Origin of the sequence: Rhizobium vallis (assembly GCF_003985155.1) — a bacterium.
GTDB classification, from domain to species: Bacteria; Pseudomonadota; Alphaproteobacteria; order Rhizobiales; family Rhizobiaceae; genus Rhizobium; species Rhizobium vallis.
In genome coordinates this window covers 35,929-49,806 of record NZ_ML133697.1, presented here as the reverse complement: position 1 = coordinate 49,806, position 13,878 = coordinate 35,929, and the positions used below count along the sequence as shown (strand labels likewise).

13 protein-coding genes and 1 tRNA gene are annotated in these 13,878 nt (G+C 62.7%); 5 read left to right on the top strand and 9 right to left on the bottom strand.

What is annotated here, in order from left to right:
* Window positions 1-300: 300 nt before the first annotated feature.
* The 3 genes from EFQ99_RS27300 to EFQ99_RS35165 all read left to right on the top strand — a co-directional run bounded on the left by EFQ99_RS27300 (window position 301) and on the right by EFQ99_RS35165 (window position 2,067).
* Complete coding sequence (locus EFQ99_RS27300; RefSeq protein ID WP_126924436.1) at window positions 301-1,482, top strand: ROK family transcriptional regulator; 1,182 nt, start codon at window positions 301-303, stop codon at window positions 1,480-1,482.
* Window positions 1,483-1,564: 82 nt separating this feature from the next.
* Window positions 1,565-1,858 carry a helix-turn-helix domain-containing protein gene (locus EFQ99_RS27295; protein WP_126924325.1) on the top strand — a complete coding sequence of 98 codons (294 nt, stop codon included), beginning with the start codon at window positions 1,565-1,567 and terminating at the stop codon, window positions 1,856-1,858.
* Between the two features lie 59 nt (window positions 1,859-1,917).
* Complete coding sequence (locus EFQ99_RS35165) at window positions 1,918-2,067, top strand: hypothetical protein (protein ID WP_164736451.1); 150 nt, start codon at window positions 1,918-1,920, stop codon at window positions 2,065-2,067.
* Between the two features lie 3 nt (window positions 2,068-2,070).
* On the opposite strand, the gene EFQ99_RS27290 is transcribed toward EFQ99_RS35165, so the two are convergent.
* On the bottom strand, window positions 2,071-2,283 hold the full coding sequence (locus tag EFQ99_RS27290; RefSeq protein ID WP_003558379.1) for a hypothetical protein: 213 nt from the start codon (window positions 2,281-2,283) through the stop codon (window positions 2,071-2,073).
* 184 nt (window positions 2,284-2,467) lie between these two features.
* Here EFQ99_RS27290 and EFQ99_RS27285 point away from each other — a divergent pair, with 184 nt between their 5' ends.
* Entirely contained in the window at window positions 2,468-2,707 is a 240-nt protein-coding gene (locus tag EFQ99_RS27285) for a DUF982 domain-containing protein (protein WP_126924324.1), read from the top strand.
* On the opposite strand, the gene EFQ99_RS27280 is transcribed toward EFQ99_RS27285, so the two are convergent.
* The 8 genes from EFQ99_RS27280 to bcsN form a co-directional block, all read right to left on the bottom strand.
* The gene (locus tag EFQ99_RS27280) at window positions 2,704-2,925 is read right to left on the bottom strand and encodes a hypothetical protein (protein ID WP_126924323.1); all 222 of its coding nucleotides are present in this window, start codon (window positions 2,923-2,925) and stop codon (window positions 2,704-2,706) included. The genes EFQ99_RS27285 and EFQ99_RS27280 overlap by 4 nt on opposite strands.
* A gap of 241 nt (window positions 2,926-3,166) precedes the next feature.
* Window positions 3,167-3,243 (bottom strand) — tRNA-Pro (locus EFQ99_RS27275).
* A 97-nt stretch (window positions 3,244-3,340) separates the two neighbouring features.
* Window positions 3,341-4,009, bottom strand: a complete 669-nt coding sequence (locus EFQ99_RS27270; protein ID WP_126924322.1) for an HAD family hydrolase — start codon at window positions 4,007-4,009, stop codon at window positions 3,341-3,343.
* A 75-nt stretch (window positions 4,010-4,084) separates the two neighbouring features.
* Window positions 4,085-6,460: a cellulose synthase gene (locus EFQ99_RS27265; protein WP_126924321.1), complete on the bottom strand. Its 2,376-nt coding sequence runs from the start codon at window positions 6,458-6,460 to the stop codon at window positions 4,085-4,087.
* Complete coding sequence (locus EFQ99_RS27260) at window positions 6,457-7,503, bottom strand: family 8 glycosyl hydrolase (protein ID WP_126924320.1); 1,047 nt, start codon at window positions 7,501-7,503, stop codon at window positions 6,457-6,459. The genes EFQ99_RS27265 and EFQ99_RS27260 overlap by 4 nt, the downstream gene beginning before the upstream one ends.
* Entirely contained in the window at window positions 7,500-9,959 is a 2,460-nt protein-coding gene (locus tag EFQ99_RS27255) for a cellulose biosynthesis cyclic di-GMP-binding regulatory protein BcsB (protein ID WP_126924319.1), read from the bottom strand. Before EFQ99_RS27255 ends, EFQ99_RS27260 begins: the two co-directional genes overlap by 4 nt.
* Window positions 9,956-12,148: a UDP-forming cellulose synthase catalytic subunit gene (bcsA, locus tag EFQ99_RS27250; protein WP_126924435.1), complete on the bottom strand. Its 2,193-nt coding sequence runs from the start codon at window positions 12,146-12,148 to the stop codon at window positions 9,956-9,958. The genes EFQ99_RS27255 and bcsA overlap by 4 nt, the downstream gene beginning before the upstream one ends.
* 57 nt (window positions 12,149-12,205) lie before the next feature.
* The gene (gene bcsN / locus EFQ99_RS27245; RefSeq protein ID WP_126924318.1) at window positions 12,206-13,186 is read right to left on the bottom strand and encodes a cellulose biosynthesis protein BcsN; all 981 of its coding nucleotides are present in this window, start codon (window positions 13,184-13,186) and stop codon (window positions 12,206-12,208) included.
* A 373-nt stretch (window positions 13,187-13,559) separates the two neighbouring features.
* Here bcsN and EFQ99_RS27240 point away from each other — a divergent pair, with 373 nt between their 5' ends.
* A complete protein-coding gene (locus EFQ99_RS27240; protein WP_126924317.1) occupies window positions 13,560-13,874 on the top strand; it encodes a DUF1236 domain-containing protein in 315 nt (104 codons plus the stop codon).
* Window positions 13,875-13,878: the final 4 nt, after the last annotated feature.

Sequence of the window (13,878 nt, the reverse complement as noted above, 5' to 3'; positions counted from 1 at the left end):
CGATAGGTCGCGAAAGAGAAAACAACTGGACAAGCCTGGGCCAGTTCCTCCTCGGGCGATCTTCACGGGCGCACAGTCAACCAGACGATGTGTATGGCGCATACTTCTCCTCGACCCTCTTTATTTCATCGCGCATTTGCATCGCACGTTCACCCCAGCCTACAGGCGACTTTCCATTTGTCAAGGACATAGACAAATTGTCGGCTTCGGTGTATCAAATCCTCATATGTCGCGATAATTGTGGCTCTCTATCGCCCCAATTAAGTATGCGATCCGAACTAATTGGAACGAGCTAGCCGGATGGCAATGACATCTCCTGTCGCACAGACTCCCATCGCCCGTAAGATTTCAACCAATGCCGTGATCCGAACCGTGTTGGCGAACGGGTCGATCTCCCGTGCCGATATTGCCAAGCTGACCGGTCTATCGAAACAGACGATTTCCGATGTCGTGCGCGGCCTTGAGGATGACGGGTGGCTGAAACCTGTCGGGCAGACAGACGGTCGCCCGGGCCGAAATGCGATTACCTACGAAATCAATGCGAAAGCAGGACTGGCTGTCTCCATCGATCTAGGGGGCACCAAGATCGCCGCAGCTATTTGCGATCTGCTGGGGAACGTGGTTGCCGAAACCAAAGTATCCACCGACCCTCGCGGCGGGCAGCATCTCGTCAATCAGTTCAGCGACACTATCGCCGAACTCGCCCTTGCGGCCGGGACGACGGCTGACAAGCTCCGTCTCGTCGTTCTCGGCAGTCCGGGCGTGCTCGACCCGGCTACCGGACACATCAACGTCGCGCCAAACATTCCCGGCATCGACGCAATGGATCTGCGGCAAGTCTTCAGTGAGAGAATGGCCATCCCCGTGATCGTTGAAAATGACGTCAACCTGGCCGCGCAAGGGGAGAGATGGCGGGGGCACGGTGTCGAAACCGGCAATTTTGCCTTCATTGCCCTCGGAACCGGTGTCGGCATGGGTATCATCGCCAACGGGGCCCTGCTGCGCGGCGCGCGCGGCGCGGCCGGGGAAATCGCCTATCTTCCGATCGGCGGGGATGCTTTTGACCCTGGCGGATTTACGCTTGGAACTTTCGAAAGCGCAGTCGGCAGCGTGGCGATGCTGCGCCGGTACACTGGTTTTGGCGGGCGCAACGCATCCACCGTGGCCGATCTTTTTGCCGCGTTCAATGCAGGAGAAACAAGCGCGGCCGCTGCGATCGAAGAGACCGCGAGGCTGGTGGCGGTCGCCATTGCTGCCATCGGAGCAACTCTCGACCCTGATATTGTGATCATCGGCGGCAGCATTGGCGCAAGATCAGAACTCGTAGACGCCATCCGGCGTTTCCTGCCGCGTTGCACGCCCTATCCGCCGCGTATCGAGATCAGCCGTTTTGGCGGTCGGGCAGCCCTCATGGGAGGCGTAGGGATCGCGGTCGAGCGCATGCATGACGATCTATTTGGCGTAAAATTGCGGGAAGTCTGAAGAATGCGTGCAGCGGCGCTTAGTTCGTCAATCAACCGCAGAGCCACTTGAGAAGCGCTGCAAATGCGCTAGATTTTCCGCCATGATAACGGCAACGCAGATACGCGGCGCACGCGCCATGATCGGAATGAGTATCGAAGAGCTCGCCGCCGCAAGCGGCCTGCCTGTGGAGACCGTGACGGCGCTTGAGAGCGGCGAATTTACGGGCGAGCTGCACGCACTGTTCGATGTGCGCAGCACGCTCGAGGCGCACGGCATCATCTTCCTGTCCAGCGGCAATCAGGACGAAGGCGGTCCCGGGATCCGGCTACGCGCACGCACCTCCAGCGACGACGGCATTCGACCGGAAAACCTCAACGCCGCCAACGACGACTGACGGAACCAATTCGTCACCAAGCCGTTTAAGCTGTCCCATGACAAATCCGGGATAGCCTCTTGAACCGCAACAATAATCTCTACATCATCATTGGCATCCTTGTCGTCGCGGTCATCGGCCTCGGCGCCTATGTCTTCCATGAGGAAAGCAAGCCGCAGGGGATCGAGATGAGCATCGACAAGAACGGTGTCTCGATCGAGCAGAACTGAAGGTCAGAGATAGGTCTTGGCGAGGTCGGCGAGTTTGCCGCCGTCCTTTACGCCTTGCCGGTAGAGCTGGATGATGACCGCGCCGATCCGCTCGGCTTCCGGCGTCGTCTTGACGAGGCCGCGTTCGTCGCAAACCTTGTCGAGCACCTGCGAAAGCAGATCGAGATCTTCCGAAAACAGCGGCAAATCATGCGGATGAATTGATGATCGTAACATCACGCCGCATTCCCTCCGAGGGCAAACGCATTCACGCTTGCATTGCCGGCCGCCCTCCGCAACCGGCATATAATCATTATGCGCGAGGGCCTTAACTTTAGCAACTGCGCAAATTTCTGCGGAACATTATTTTGTCCCACGCGTTATGGGCGCGTTTCGAAGCAGGAATCATACGAGTGCAGACGTGAGCGAAAAGCGCTTTCCCTCCCCTGTCCGGGTCCTTTCACCAAACAGCAGCCTGATCGTTTCCACCGTTTGGGAGGCCGTCGAATATTTGAAGAGATGGCCAGCCAAGCCCGGGCGCGATTATCGCGTGGCGCCCCAGCACTGCCTGGACGCGCTCGACGGGTTGCGCAGCCCGCGCGCGGCGCAGGCATCCTTCGTGACGGCCGCGAAGACGACGGGATTGTTGACGTTAAATTAGCTGTTGCGCCGGCTACCTGAGGCGGAGACGTGAGAAGGCATGAAGCCTTCCACAATCACCTTGGCGCTGATCTCGATCACCCGCTCCTCGGCAAGTTCAGCGAGCGCCAAGGCGACATCGCCCTCCGACCAGCCGGCTTTGACCGCCTCGTCCGACAGAGCCTGGAACGCGCTGGCGAGGCTCTGCCTGCAAGTTACATTCTGCTTTATATCGGCCATGCGCTCGCACTAGGCTATCTGTGACAGGGACACTGTTAAATCTACACCTATTCGCGAGAATGCGAAGAGGTTTCAGATTATTTTCAATCCAAAACTGGGGTATTCAACTACGAACCGGGTATAACCTTAACAAAAAGCAACAAATATTGCCTCCTCCAACTGAAGGAGTCCCAAAAAGAACCAAGGGATTTTCTTGCGACTACACTCTGGGGGCGTATTTCGTCGCGTTATTTATTTTAAATGGTCGGGGCGACTGGACTCGAACCAGCGACCCCTTGACCCCCAGTCAAGTGCGCTACCGGGCTGCGCTACGCCCCGACCTGCCGAAACGGCTTGCTTCGTTTAGTTTTTCACCGCGTGCAATGCAAGCGGAAAAAGCCTGCTTCCGAGAAAAAGAGACGCTTATCGGGAATGCTCAAACGCTTGCCAGCATCAACCGGCCTTCGGCGGTCTGGCGGGGTTGCCATGCCTGGTAGTTGGCGATCGAAAAATGTGGTGTTTCGAAGGGCGTGGCGTGGGTTTCGGTGATGACGGCCACGTCGGCGCCGGCGGCTTCCCCGGCGAGAATGCCGGCGACGGCGTCTTCGAAGACCAGGCATCTCGACGGATCGACGCCGAGGCGGCTTGCGCCGAGCAGGTAGCCTTCGGGGCTGGGCTTGCCTGATTTGACTTCCCCGCCGCTGACGATGACCTTCGGCATCGGGATGCCGGCAGCCGACATGCGGCGCCTGGCGAGCTCGATCGGGGCCGAGGTGACGATCGCCCATCGGCCATCGGCGATCGCGTCGAGGAAGCGGACGGCGCCGGGGATTTCGACGATGCCGGAGACATCCTCCATCTCCTCGGCAAGCAACAGGTCTGCCTCATGGGCCGGATCGACGCCGGGCAGGCCGAGCCCGCGGATGACGTCGCTGGCGCGAATGCCGTGAATCGTCTTCAGGAAAACCTCCGGCTCGAAGCCGTGGCGTCTTGCCCACTCGCTCCAGACACGTTCGACGACGGCGATGGAATTCAGCAGCGTTCCATCCATGTCGAAGAGGAAAGCATCATAAGACCTGTCGCGGATATCATGGAGAGTGGACACGGGTTTCTCCTTGCGGGCGGGAGGCCGGGGCGGCCCCACGCAGGCGAGTAACTGAGAGCAGCGGCGGCGTCAACGTCAGTCATTGACGTCGGGATGAGTGATCCTGCGCAGGTCGGCGAGGCCGCGGGTGGCATCGCGGCTGCCGGTCGCAGCCGCGGCTTCAAAGATGCGGCCCGCATCGTCGTACCTTTTGAGATTGAGATAGCTATAGCCACGCAGGACCATCAGGTCGATGCGTTCCTGCTGCAGCTGGGCGCGCTGATCGAGATAGATGAGGGTTTCGCGGTAACGCCCAGCGTCGAAGGCCGAAAGCGCGCGGTCGGCGAGGATCGCCACCTGCAGTTCGGCGGCACGCTGGCGATTCTGCGGCGCCTTGGTGGCTGCGACAGCGGCATTGCTGGAAAGCCCGGCGCGCAGATAGGCGAGGCTCTGGCCATAGGCTGCGTCCTCACGATCCTTGCGCACTGGGCTCTGCAGTGCCGCCTCGAAGGCCGCGATGGCCTCCATCGGCCGGTTGATATCCATCAGGCACCAACCGCGCGACAGCGCATCGGCCGGGCTGAGCTGCCTGGCATCGACGGTTGTCGCGCAGCCCCGCGTCTGGCGCGGACCACGCTGGACGGTGACCGTCTGCATCGCGGGCCTCGTTGGGCGAACGGCTATTTCCGGCCCCGGCTGTATGTCGGTACGGCGCTCGACCGGAGACGGCTCAGCCGCGGCGGGACGCTGCGGCGGCTGCGTGGATGGCTGGGGAGCCGTTTGCTGCGCAGCAGGCGCACCCTTTTCCGGCGGCGGCGTGACGGCATTCAGCGTCAGCGACGAGGTGTCCTCAAGATTGGTGATGCGGGTCGACCGGCCTGCCCAGGCCTGCTGGATGTCGCGCACGCCCTTGCGGTCGCCCAGCTGGTCGCGGGTGACGACAAGGCCATAGGCGGATGGTTCGTCGTCGGGCTTCCAGGCGAGCGCCGTCTCGAACCAGCGAGCGGCGGTCTGGAACTGGTTGAGGGAGCGGGCATACCAGCCGAACTGCTGGGCGGTCGGCACATATTTCCGGGCGATGACTTCCACGGCGATTCGGTGCAGCACGTCTTCGGCCAGATCGGCCGGTGGCTGCAGCGCCATCAGGTTGGCGGTGGCAGCGAGATAGGTAGCGGTCGCATCATCGGAATCTGAGCGCCAGCGGAACATCACGTCCTCGGCCTCCTCAGGCGCCTTGCGGGCAATCAGCGCCAGCGCCAGCCCCTGCGAAGCGGCGGCCGAATCCTCCTTGGCGCGGGCGGCGCGGAACCACTTCTCGGCATCGGCATCGTTGTTGCGGCGAAGCTGATACCAGCCGAGCAGCAGCGCATCGGAGGCAAGCCCTTCAGTGCCGCCAAGTTTTTCGACGCGGGCGACATAATCGGGCGCGATCGCGAGATTCGGATCTTCATTGCCTTCGGCCATGAAGCGCCGCGCGAGGTTGTCGCGGATCGCGTCGAATTCCTTGCTGCCGTCGGCGGCAGGCCTTTCCAGCGCGAGCAGCGCCTGCATCGGCTTGTAGCCGAGCAGCGTCGAGGCCTTTTCGACCGTCGCCTGCCGCTCGGCAGGATTGGCGCAGTTCTTCAGGATATAGGCATAAGCGTCCTGGCCGCGCGGCGCCCTCTCCGTCTGGATGAAGGCTTCGGCAACACGCCAGAGAACATCGACCTCGCTGCAGGTCAGCAGGCTCGGGGTTGCGGCAGCGATATCGACCACGGTCGCATATTGCTTGAGGTCCGAGGCGTTGATGAGACGCGCGCGGGCCTCGGCGACATCAAGCCGGTCGAGCAGATCGGCCGGCGGCTGCCAGCCGGCATCGGTTGCGCGGCGGTCGGCGATCGCCTTGCGCAGCTCGGCATAACGGCTATCGGAATAAAGCTTCCACATGGCTTCAAGCTGCTTGTCGCCATTTTGCGGCACGGCGAGCGGATCGGCCGGCGGAACCCAGTTCGGGTAGAGCGCCTGAAGGCGGGAGATTTCGGCTTGCAGGCGCAGCTTGTCGCCGCGGCTCGCGAAATAACGAAGCGCACTTTCATCGACGGCGGGCGGCGGCTGAGCCGCGGCCGGCTGCGGTGGCGGCGGCTCGGAAACGATAGGCGGGGTGACCGGCGCCGGCTGGGCGGTTGTCTGCGGCGCGACGGATTGCGATCCCTCGGGCTGCGGCGCAGCGGCATTCGGTTCTGTCGCAGCCGGTCCCGACGGCGGCGAAGAAGTGATCGCCTCGATCTTGTCGGCGACAGTTTGCACATTGAACTCGGGATTGGCGGCAGGAGCCTCCGTCGGCTTGATGCGGCCCATCATCATCAACTCCGGCGCCGGCTTGCCGGCGGACGCAAGACCGAACCTCTCCTGCAAGGCGGCACGATCCTTCAGCCCGGTGACGACGGTTGCCACCACGACTGCTGCCGAAATCGCCACAAGAGAAGACTTCACAGACACTCCGGATGCTTCTCCCCGATATAGGCCAGCCCCAGCAGCTGAAGGGTGGACGGATAATAGAGCGTGGGCGCAAATTGCAGGGCAGAGACCGGAAGCTTGGTCCCGTCAGTTACACAGGCCACAACATCGTTAACAATTTGATAACCGGGGTCCGACAGCAGGGTCTTCGGCCGGCCGGTGGTCAGATCGATGGTGGCGAGGACGCCGTCTTTCGACATCCCCTGGGTCAGGCGAGTCAGCAGCGCCTTGTCGGTGACGCCGCCGCGAACGAGATAGAGCGGGATACGGATAGCGTTATAGGAGAATTCGGCATCGAAACCCTCCGCCGGCCGCGGCTGGCCGTGCAGGCTCACCCATTCGGCGGGAAGCTTGCGCGGACCAAACTGCATAGTGCTCAACAGCGCCACGCCGTCTTCCGACAATTTCTTCCACTCATCCGACGGGGCGAGCGCCGCCATCACGGGGATAGCCTCGTACACCCAGTAAGACGGGTTAACCACAGGCCCGTCGTCGCGATCGGCAGGGGCAAAGCCCTCGGTCCCCGGCATCAGCAAGGTCCGGCCGGCCGAACGGACCACTGTTTCGGCAAGCAGCGCCTGTGCCATGCGAGACGCAGCCAGGATATAGTCCTCGCGATTCCACGCCGTGCCGGCTAGCGCCAGCGCATAGGCGATCAGCATGTCGCCATCCGAGGCATTGTTGGTGTCAGTGACGTGCGGTTTGACGTTCGGATCCCATTTCCACACGGCAAGGCCATCGTCGCGCAGCAGCAACTCGGTGCGAGTGAAATACCAGATCTGCTCGAAATCGGCAGGGCTTGCTGCGAGATAGGCGAGCAGCAAGCCGTAGCCCTGCCCTTCGCTGTGGCTGATATTGCCATTGCCGTTATCGACGATGCGGCCGGTCGCATCGAGAAATTTCGCCTTGTAGGCAGACCATGCGCCGGCATTGATCATCGCCTGCTGCGCGATGGCCGGCGTGCCGGCGGGGGCAAGCGCGACCGCTGCCGCAAGCAGGAACGTGCACCACATCCTCATTTCGACCGGCCCAACTTTCTCAGCATGCTCGACGTGGAGAGGCCGATCAGCAACATGAAGACGACGAGCAGGAAAGCGTAGGAAAGGATATTCGTCGACAGCCAGTTGGCGGCGATCAGGCGGTAATTGCCGATCGACCACGGGACGGAAGGCACGAAATCGAAGCGGGTGACGGGCACCGAGTCGATCTTGCCTGTCTTGCTCGAATAGGTGGTGATGTGGCCTGATATCTGCGGCCAGTTCAATTGCTCGGTCACGACCCCGAGGCCTTCGCGCAAATCCTTCGCCGACGGCGCCGTCACTATGGTCCATGAGCCGCCCCCTCCAGGGCTGGAGCCTTGGGCAACCAGAAGCGTGGCGGCATTGGACGGCGTGAAAATCTTCTCGGCGACGGGTACGAATTGCAGCGAACTGCGGGAAATATCGAAATTGCGCCACAGCCAATCGCGGAAGGCGGTGATCCGGCTGCGCAACACACCGCCGCTGACTTTGGAATTCCACTGTTCGAAGGCCGTACCGGTATCGACGACGCCGGCTTGCGCATCGACGACGGGACGCCACGATGCCTGGCTGGCCGTGGAGATATTGGCCTGCGTCAGTGCGGTTGGCGGCATCTGCGAGATCGAGCCGATGAAGATTGCGTCACGATCGCCGATCGTGTTCGGCGAGGCGACGGTTTCGACGGGGATCGGGTGACCGGCCATGATCGCCATCTGACCAAGCAGCGTGGCGGCGGCCGAAAGCGTGTCTTCATCGACACGGTCGATGAAGAGCGGCGTCGGCTCCGTGGCCCGGCCATAGGGATAGGCGGTGCCGGCCATGGCGGCCAGGTTCGGTCGCTGGCCGACGCGGGCGAAATCAGGAATGTGCAGTTCGGACGTATCGAACAGGGCAAAGCGCGGATTGGCGCTGGCCGTCGAGCCCGGCGTGCAGGCCGCATCGTCCTTGGTCATCAGGATCGCCTCGATCGCCACCGAATTGAGACCGGGCTTGAAGTGCCGCATCGTCACCCGGATCGGCAGATGACGGAGAATGCCGCCAGTGGTCGTGGTGAGCGGCACGGTGGAGGCGATGTTGTCGTTGACGTAGATATCGATGTGGCTGCCGGGCAGCACGCTATCGGTATAGGCGGCGTCGAGCAGTACCTTCGCTTCGCCATAGGCATTGGCATAGAAGTCGGCCGGCACGGCGACATTGAAGCTGGTACGGAACCGCCGGCCGGAGAATTCGGAGGTCTTCACACCGAGCCGGGACAGAGCGATGTCGGTATCGGAAAAGACGAGCGGCGCGTTCGGCGCGCTCCAGCGCTCGGTCGTCAGCGCGTCGCGGCGGATATCCGTGGACCTGTCCGTCGGTGAGACGATGGTATCGATTGCCGAGGAGACCGCCTGCCAGGAAGGGCCGCTGATGAGAAGTACGGGCGAGCCGCTGCGGGGATCGGTGACGAAAGCGGCCAGTGCCGCGCTTTCGGCGTCGGGCGGCAGGCCGGGAAAGAGCGGCCGCAACTCCGCCGCAGTGCCGACGAACACGCCGAGTTTGCCCGGCCCAGCGGTCGGGAGCGAATCGGTGCTGAAGGCGAAGATCTGGTTCGGCATGCTGCTCAGCACCGACAGGCCCTGTGAGAGCCGCAGCAGCGGCCCGGTGGTTCCGGGCTGTTCCAGCGCCGGGACAACGATGTCAAACTCGGTCTTGCCGGCGCCATCGACGCCGATGGCGCGGATGGCATCCGCACTTGAAAGCTGGGCGGCATCGCTACCGGCGAAGCTCAGATAAGTTCCGGCCGGATCGATGTTCGACCACAGTTCATAGGTGGACTGAATGCTGCAATCGGTGCGGTGGCGCTGATCGGCTTCAAAGGTAACGAGGTTGGCGCCCGGCTGCAGCAGGCCGGAGGGAACTTCGAATTTAACGGCGGACGATCCGTCCGGCGAGCCGACGCGCTGCTGGCCGATCGGGCGATTGTTGAGATAGACGGTCAGCGCCGATGCCTCAGGCGCGACGACGACCGAATTCTGGTAGGCGAAAGTGAAGCTTGCCTTGGCCGCTGCCTGCTCCGGCGTCAGATAGACGGACCACGAGCGGCGATCGTATTCGCCGTCAAGGCCGAGTTTCGAAAAGGGCAGGATATAGCGGCGGACATCGCCGACGCGCGGCGGCGCAACCGCATTGGCCGCCGCTGCAGGCTGGGGCGCAGGCATCGACGTCGTCTGCGGCTGGACGGTGACCGGGGCAACAACAGGAGCGGGAGCAGCCGGTGCTGCAGGCGCAGGTGCGACCGAAACGGGAGGCGTGACGGGAGCCGGCGCCGTGGCTGCCGGCGGCGCGGCAGGCGTCAATCGCGGGGCAACGGGCGCGCCGGGCGGTCGCTCACCGGACATGTCGAAGGGTGCCGTCTGAGCCTGGGCAAAGGTGGAGGCGTTCAGGAGGAGCAGTGAAGCGGCGACGATTCTTCTCATCCGGCGTTGACCTTTGCCGCCTGCTGCTGGGCTTCGCGCTCCGGCCGCATGCTGCGGAAGAAGTAAACGAGGCCGCGGCTGGTCTGATAGAACGACAGGCCGAGGAACCAGATGGTGCCGCGGATGAGCCCAGGATTGCGGCGGCGCGAGGTCTGGAACTGGGTCCACTGGTCGGAATTGGCGAACATGAGGTCGGCGATCAGGCGATGGTCGAGCGCGCTTTTCGGCACGTATTGGCAGCCGAGTTTGGTGATGTCGCCTGATGGCTCGATGTTGCGGACGATGAGCGGCAGGGTTTCCACATCCGCGCCGCTGTAGGGCTGGAAGCGGATCTCGCCGGGTGCGCCGATCATCAGCTCGTCAAGCTGCTTGTTGAAGATGTGAAGCCTCGCGCCGTGGACGGAGACATCCTCGATCGAGGCCGCGTACGACTTGCCGTTGGCGCCGAATTCGCATCGCCGGTTGACGCGGACACGGCGGGACAAGGCGCGCTCGCCGCGCTCCGACACGACGCCGAGCGCACAACCGGCCATGATCAGGTTGATGACATTCCATCCGCCGACGACGAGCGTGACGTCGGCCTTATAGGGCTCGGCATAGATCCTGTAGAAGGTGATGGCGAGTGCTACGATCTGCACTGCAAAGATGACGAAGAACGGACGGCTGATTTCCGACAGGCGGCTGACGGCGATCGATTCGTCCTTGGCCGTGACCTTGAAGGTCGGCTTTCTCGGATTGAGCATGACCGAAACGACGGCCGGCAGCAGATGGACGGTCTGGACATACTCGTAAAGCTCGGAAATCCACGGCCACCGGAACGACCCGTAGAGGTAGTTCTGCATCATCAGGTTCACGAGCATATAGGCAAGCGTATAGGCAAGGAATTCACCGCCGGAGGCGGTGAAGATTTCCAGATCGAAGAACAGGTAGAAGAGCGGCGCGAACAGGAAGATGGTACGCGGGAACGGGAAAAGCCAGAACAGCGTGGAGGACATGTAGCAGAGGCGCTGGGGGATCGTCAGCCCGCGCTTCAGAAGCGGGAAGCGGAACCGCAGGATCTGCATCATGCCCTGCGCCCAACGGCTGCGCTGGCCGATGAAGCTTGCGAAGGTGGCCGGCTGCAAACCGGCGATCAGCGGCTTGTCGACATAGATGCTGTTCCACCCGCTGCCGTGCAGCGCCAGCGCCGTCTCGCAATCCTCGGTGATGCTGATGCCGGAAAAGCCGTTCTGGGATTCGAGCGCCTTCCGGCTCAGAACCGCAGCCGAGCCGCAGAAGAAGGCGGCGTTCCACTTGTCGAGGCCGCGCTGGATGATGCCGTAGAACATCTCGTTCTCGCTCGGCATCTTGTCGAAGGTGCGCAGGTTGCGCTCCAGCGGATCGGGATTGATGAAGAAGTGCGGCGTCTGGACGAGGAAGAGCTTCGGATCGTCATCGAAATAGCCGACGGTTTCGAGCAGGAAATCCCGGGCCGGCGCGTGGTCGGCATCGAAGACGGCGATGAGTTCGCCGCTCGAATGTTTCATGCCGTTGTTGAGATTGCCGGCCTTGGCGTGCTCGTTGCGGTCGCGCGTGAGGTACCTGACGTCGAGATCCTCGCAGAGCTGTTTCAGCTCGATATGGCGGGCGGCAGCGGCCTGTGCCTCGAGCAGTTTGCTGGAGTTGCGCTTCTGCAAAGTGCCGCCGTCGTCGAGCAACCAGACATGCAGCTTCTCGGCCGGATAATCCATCGCCTTGGCGGCAGCCAGCGTGTTTCCAAGAAGACCCGCATCCTCGTTGTAGGACGGCACGAAGACGTCGACATGTGGGAAGCGCTCATTCTTGGCCGCCCGAGAGGGGCGAGACGGCAGCGGCGTCGCGACGATGAAGAGGCTGAGCGCCAGCATCGCAACGCTATACATTTCAGCAAGATAGAGCAGCAGACCGGGGATGAAATTCTCAGGCTGGTTCAGCGGCGGCAGCGTGTTGGTGGTGCGCCAGTAGACATAACGCAGAACGATCGAGGTGCCGAAGGCGAGCGCCACCAGGCGCCACGTCCCCTCGCCTTTCATAATCTTGATCAGCGCCATGACGGTCACGACAGTGATGCTGGTGATGAGCTGGGTCTGCAGATTGACCGGCAGCGTGATCAACACGATCATGCAGAGCGAAACCACGGCCCATATGATGACACTGCGGGCTTTGCGCATCGACGTTCCTTCGAAATTGCTCAACCGGCGCACCCTCCGGCGCCCCGGGCATGCTCACTATCTCCGGCAGACGGCCGTCATGGCCGCGTCGCCTATGCAGTCCGGCGACGGCACGGCCGCGCCGATCGCCCTTGCCGATTGATCGCCCGGCACGGCTGCCGCATCCGGCCTTGCGTTCGTCTGCGGCGTCTCGCCAGGCAGCGGTACGCGCGGGCCGACGGGCGCCGGCAACGGTGCGGCGCCTTGAGCCGGCTGCGCGGACGAGGCGCTGCGAGCGGAGGCGCCGCGCGGCCGGCTGACAATGGCAGGCGCAGGGTCGTAACCGATCGGCATCGGGCTGGCGCGATAGCCGCCCTCGTCGGGATAGATCGGCTGACCGGTGCTTCCGAGCGCCGCGTCGGCAGGCGGCGCATGGCCGTAGGGATTCCATATCTCGCCGTCGAAGGTGCCGGTGACGGTGTAGCCGTAGACGATGCCGAGCAGCTGGCGCTCGCTCGCCCTGGCGTCGCAGAGGCGCAGGCGCAGCTGGATCATGCCGAAATTGCGCGCCTGGGTATTGGCTGCGACGCTCGAGCGGATCTGCTGCCAGGCATAGATGCAGGTGTCGCCAGCGCGGCTGCGGCCGGCGGCATAACCGAAGGGGCCATAGCTGTTCTGCAGGAAGGTTGCGGACGTCGCCATCGGGACGCCGGGGGCCGACCGAGCGACCTCGCGGGCGATGCCGCTCTCGTTGATCATGCTGAATCCGGCATTGCCCATGCCGGGATTGGCCCCGGAGGCGCCGAGGAACTGGACCTTCAGGAAATTCTGACCGGGTACGGCAGATGAGGTAAACAGCGAGATGTTCTGTTCGACGCCGTTGCCGCGCTTGCTCTCGACGACGCTGACGATCGACGGGCCTCCCGGCGGCGGCAGAACCAGCGCCTTTTCCGGCGCCACGGTCTCCGGCCCGGAAGGCTGGCGCACACCGCCTGTCGATGTGCAGCCGGCCATCAAGCCCGCCACGGCCACCAGCGATATCGCCTCACGCAAATGCATATTTCGAGCCGCCGCAATCGTCTTTCCAGATATCCATTCGCAAGCCGAAACGCGAGGGATCTTCGAATCAACGACCAGCAGGCCGTTCAGCTGACATAAACTGCCAACATGGTTAACGAAACGTAAAGAACCGAGCCCTGGCGTCACCGGACGAACCCGTACTGAACATTGTTCGGACGCTCAACCGTATGATGCATAAAACGATTCGCCAACAACTTACTCGCTCTCTCCCCGCGTTTGTCTTCGCGGCGATGGCCGAAGCGCGCGCGTCTGTCGGAGGAGATTCGCCGATCGCGCGGCGAAAAGCAGACGGGGAACTATGCCGCATTGTCCGCGTTGCGTTGATGTCTGGGGCAGGAAAAGGAGAACTCCCATGCGCAAGATCATGCTGGCTGCGGCCGCCGTGCTGACCATCAGCTCGGCCGCCTTCGCGCAGAGCACCGTCATCGTCACCGATCCCGCGCCGACCGGTTCCGTCGTGTTGCCCGGCGAGGTGCGCACCTATGTGATGGAGCAAAACACGCCGTCCGTCGTCTATGACGGCGATATCGCGGTTGGAGCCATCCTGCCCGATACCGTCGAAGTGCATACGGTGCCTGATGTCGACGGCTACGGCTATACCGTGGTCAATGAGCGGCGCGTCATCGTTGAGCCGAAGACGCACCGGGTGATCCAGGTTCTGGAATAGCGCA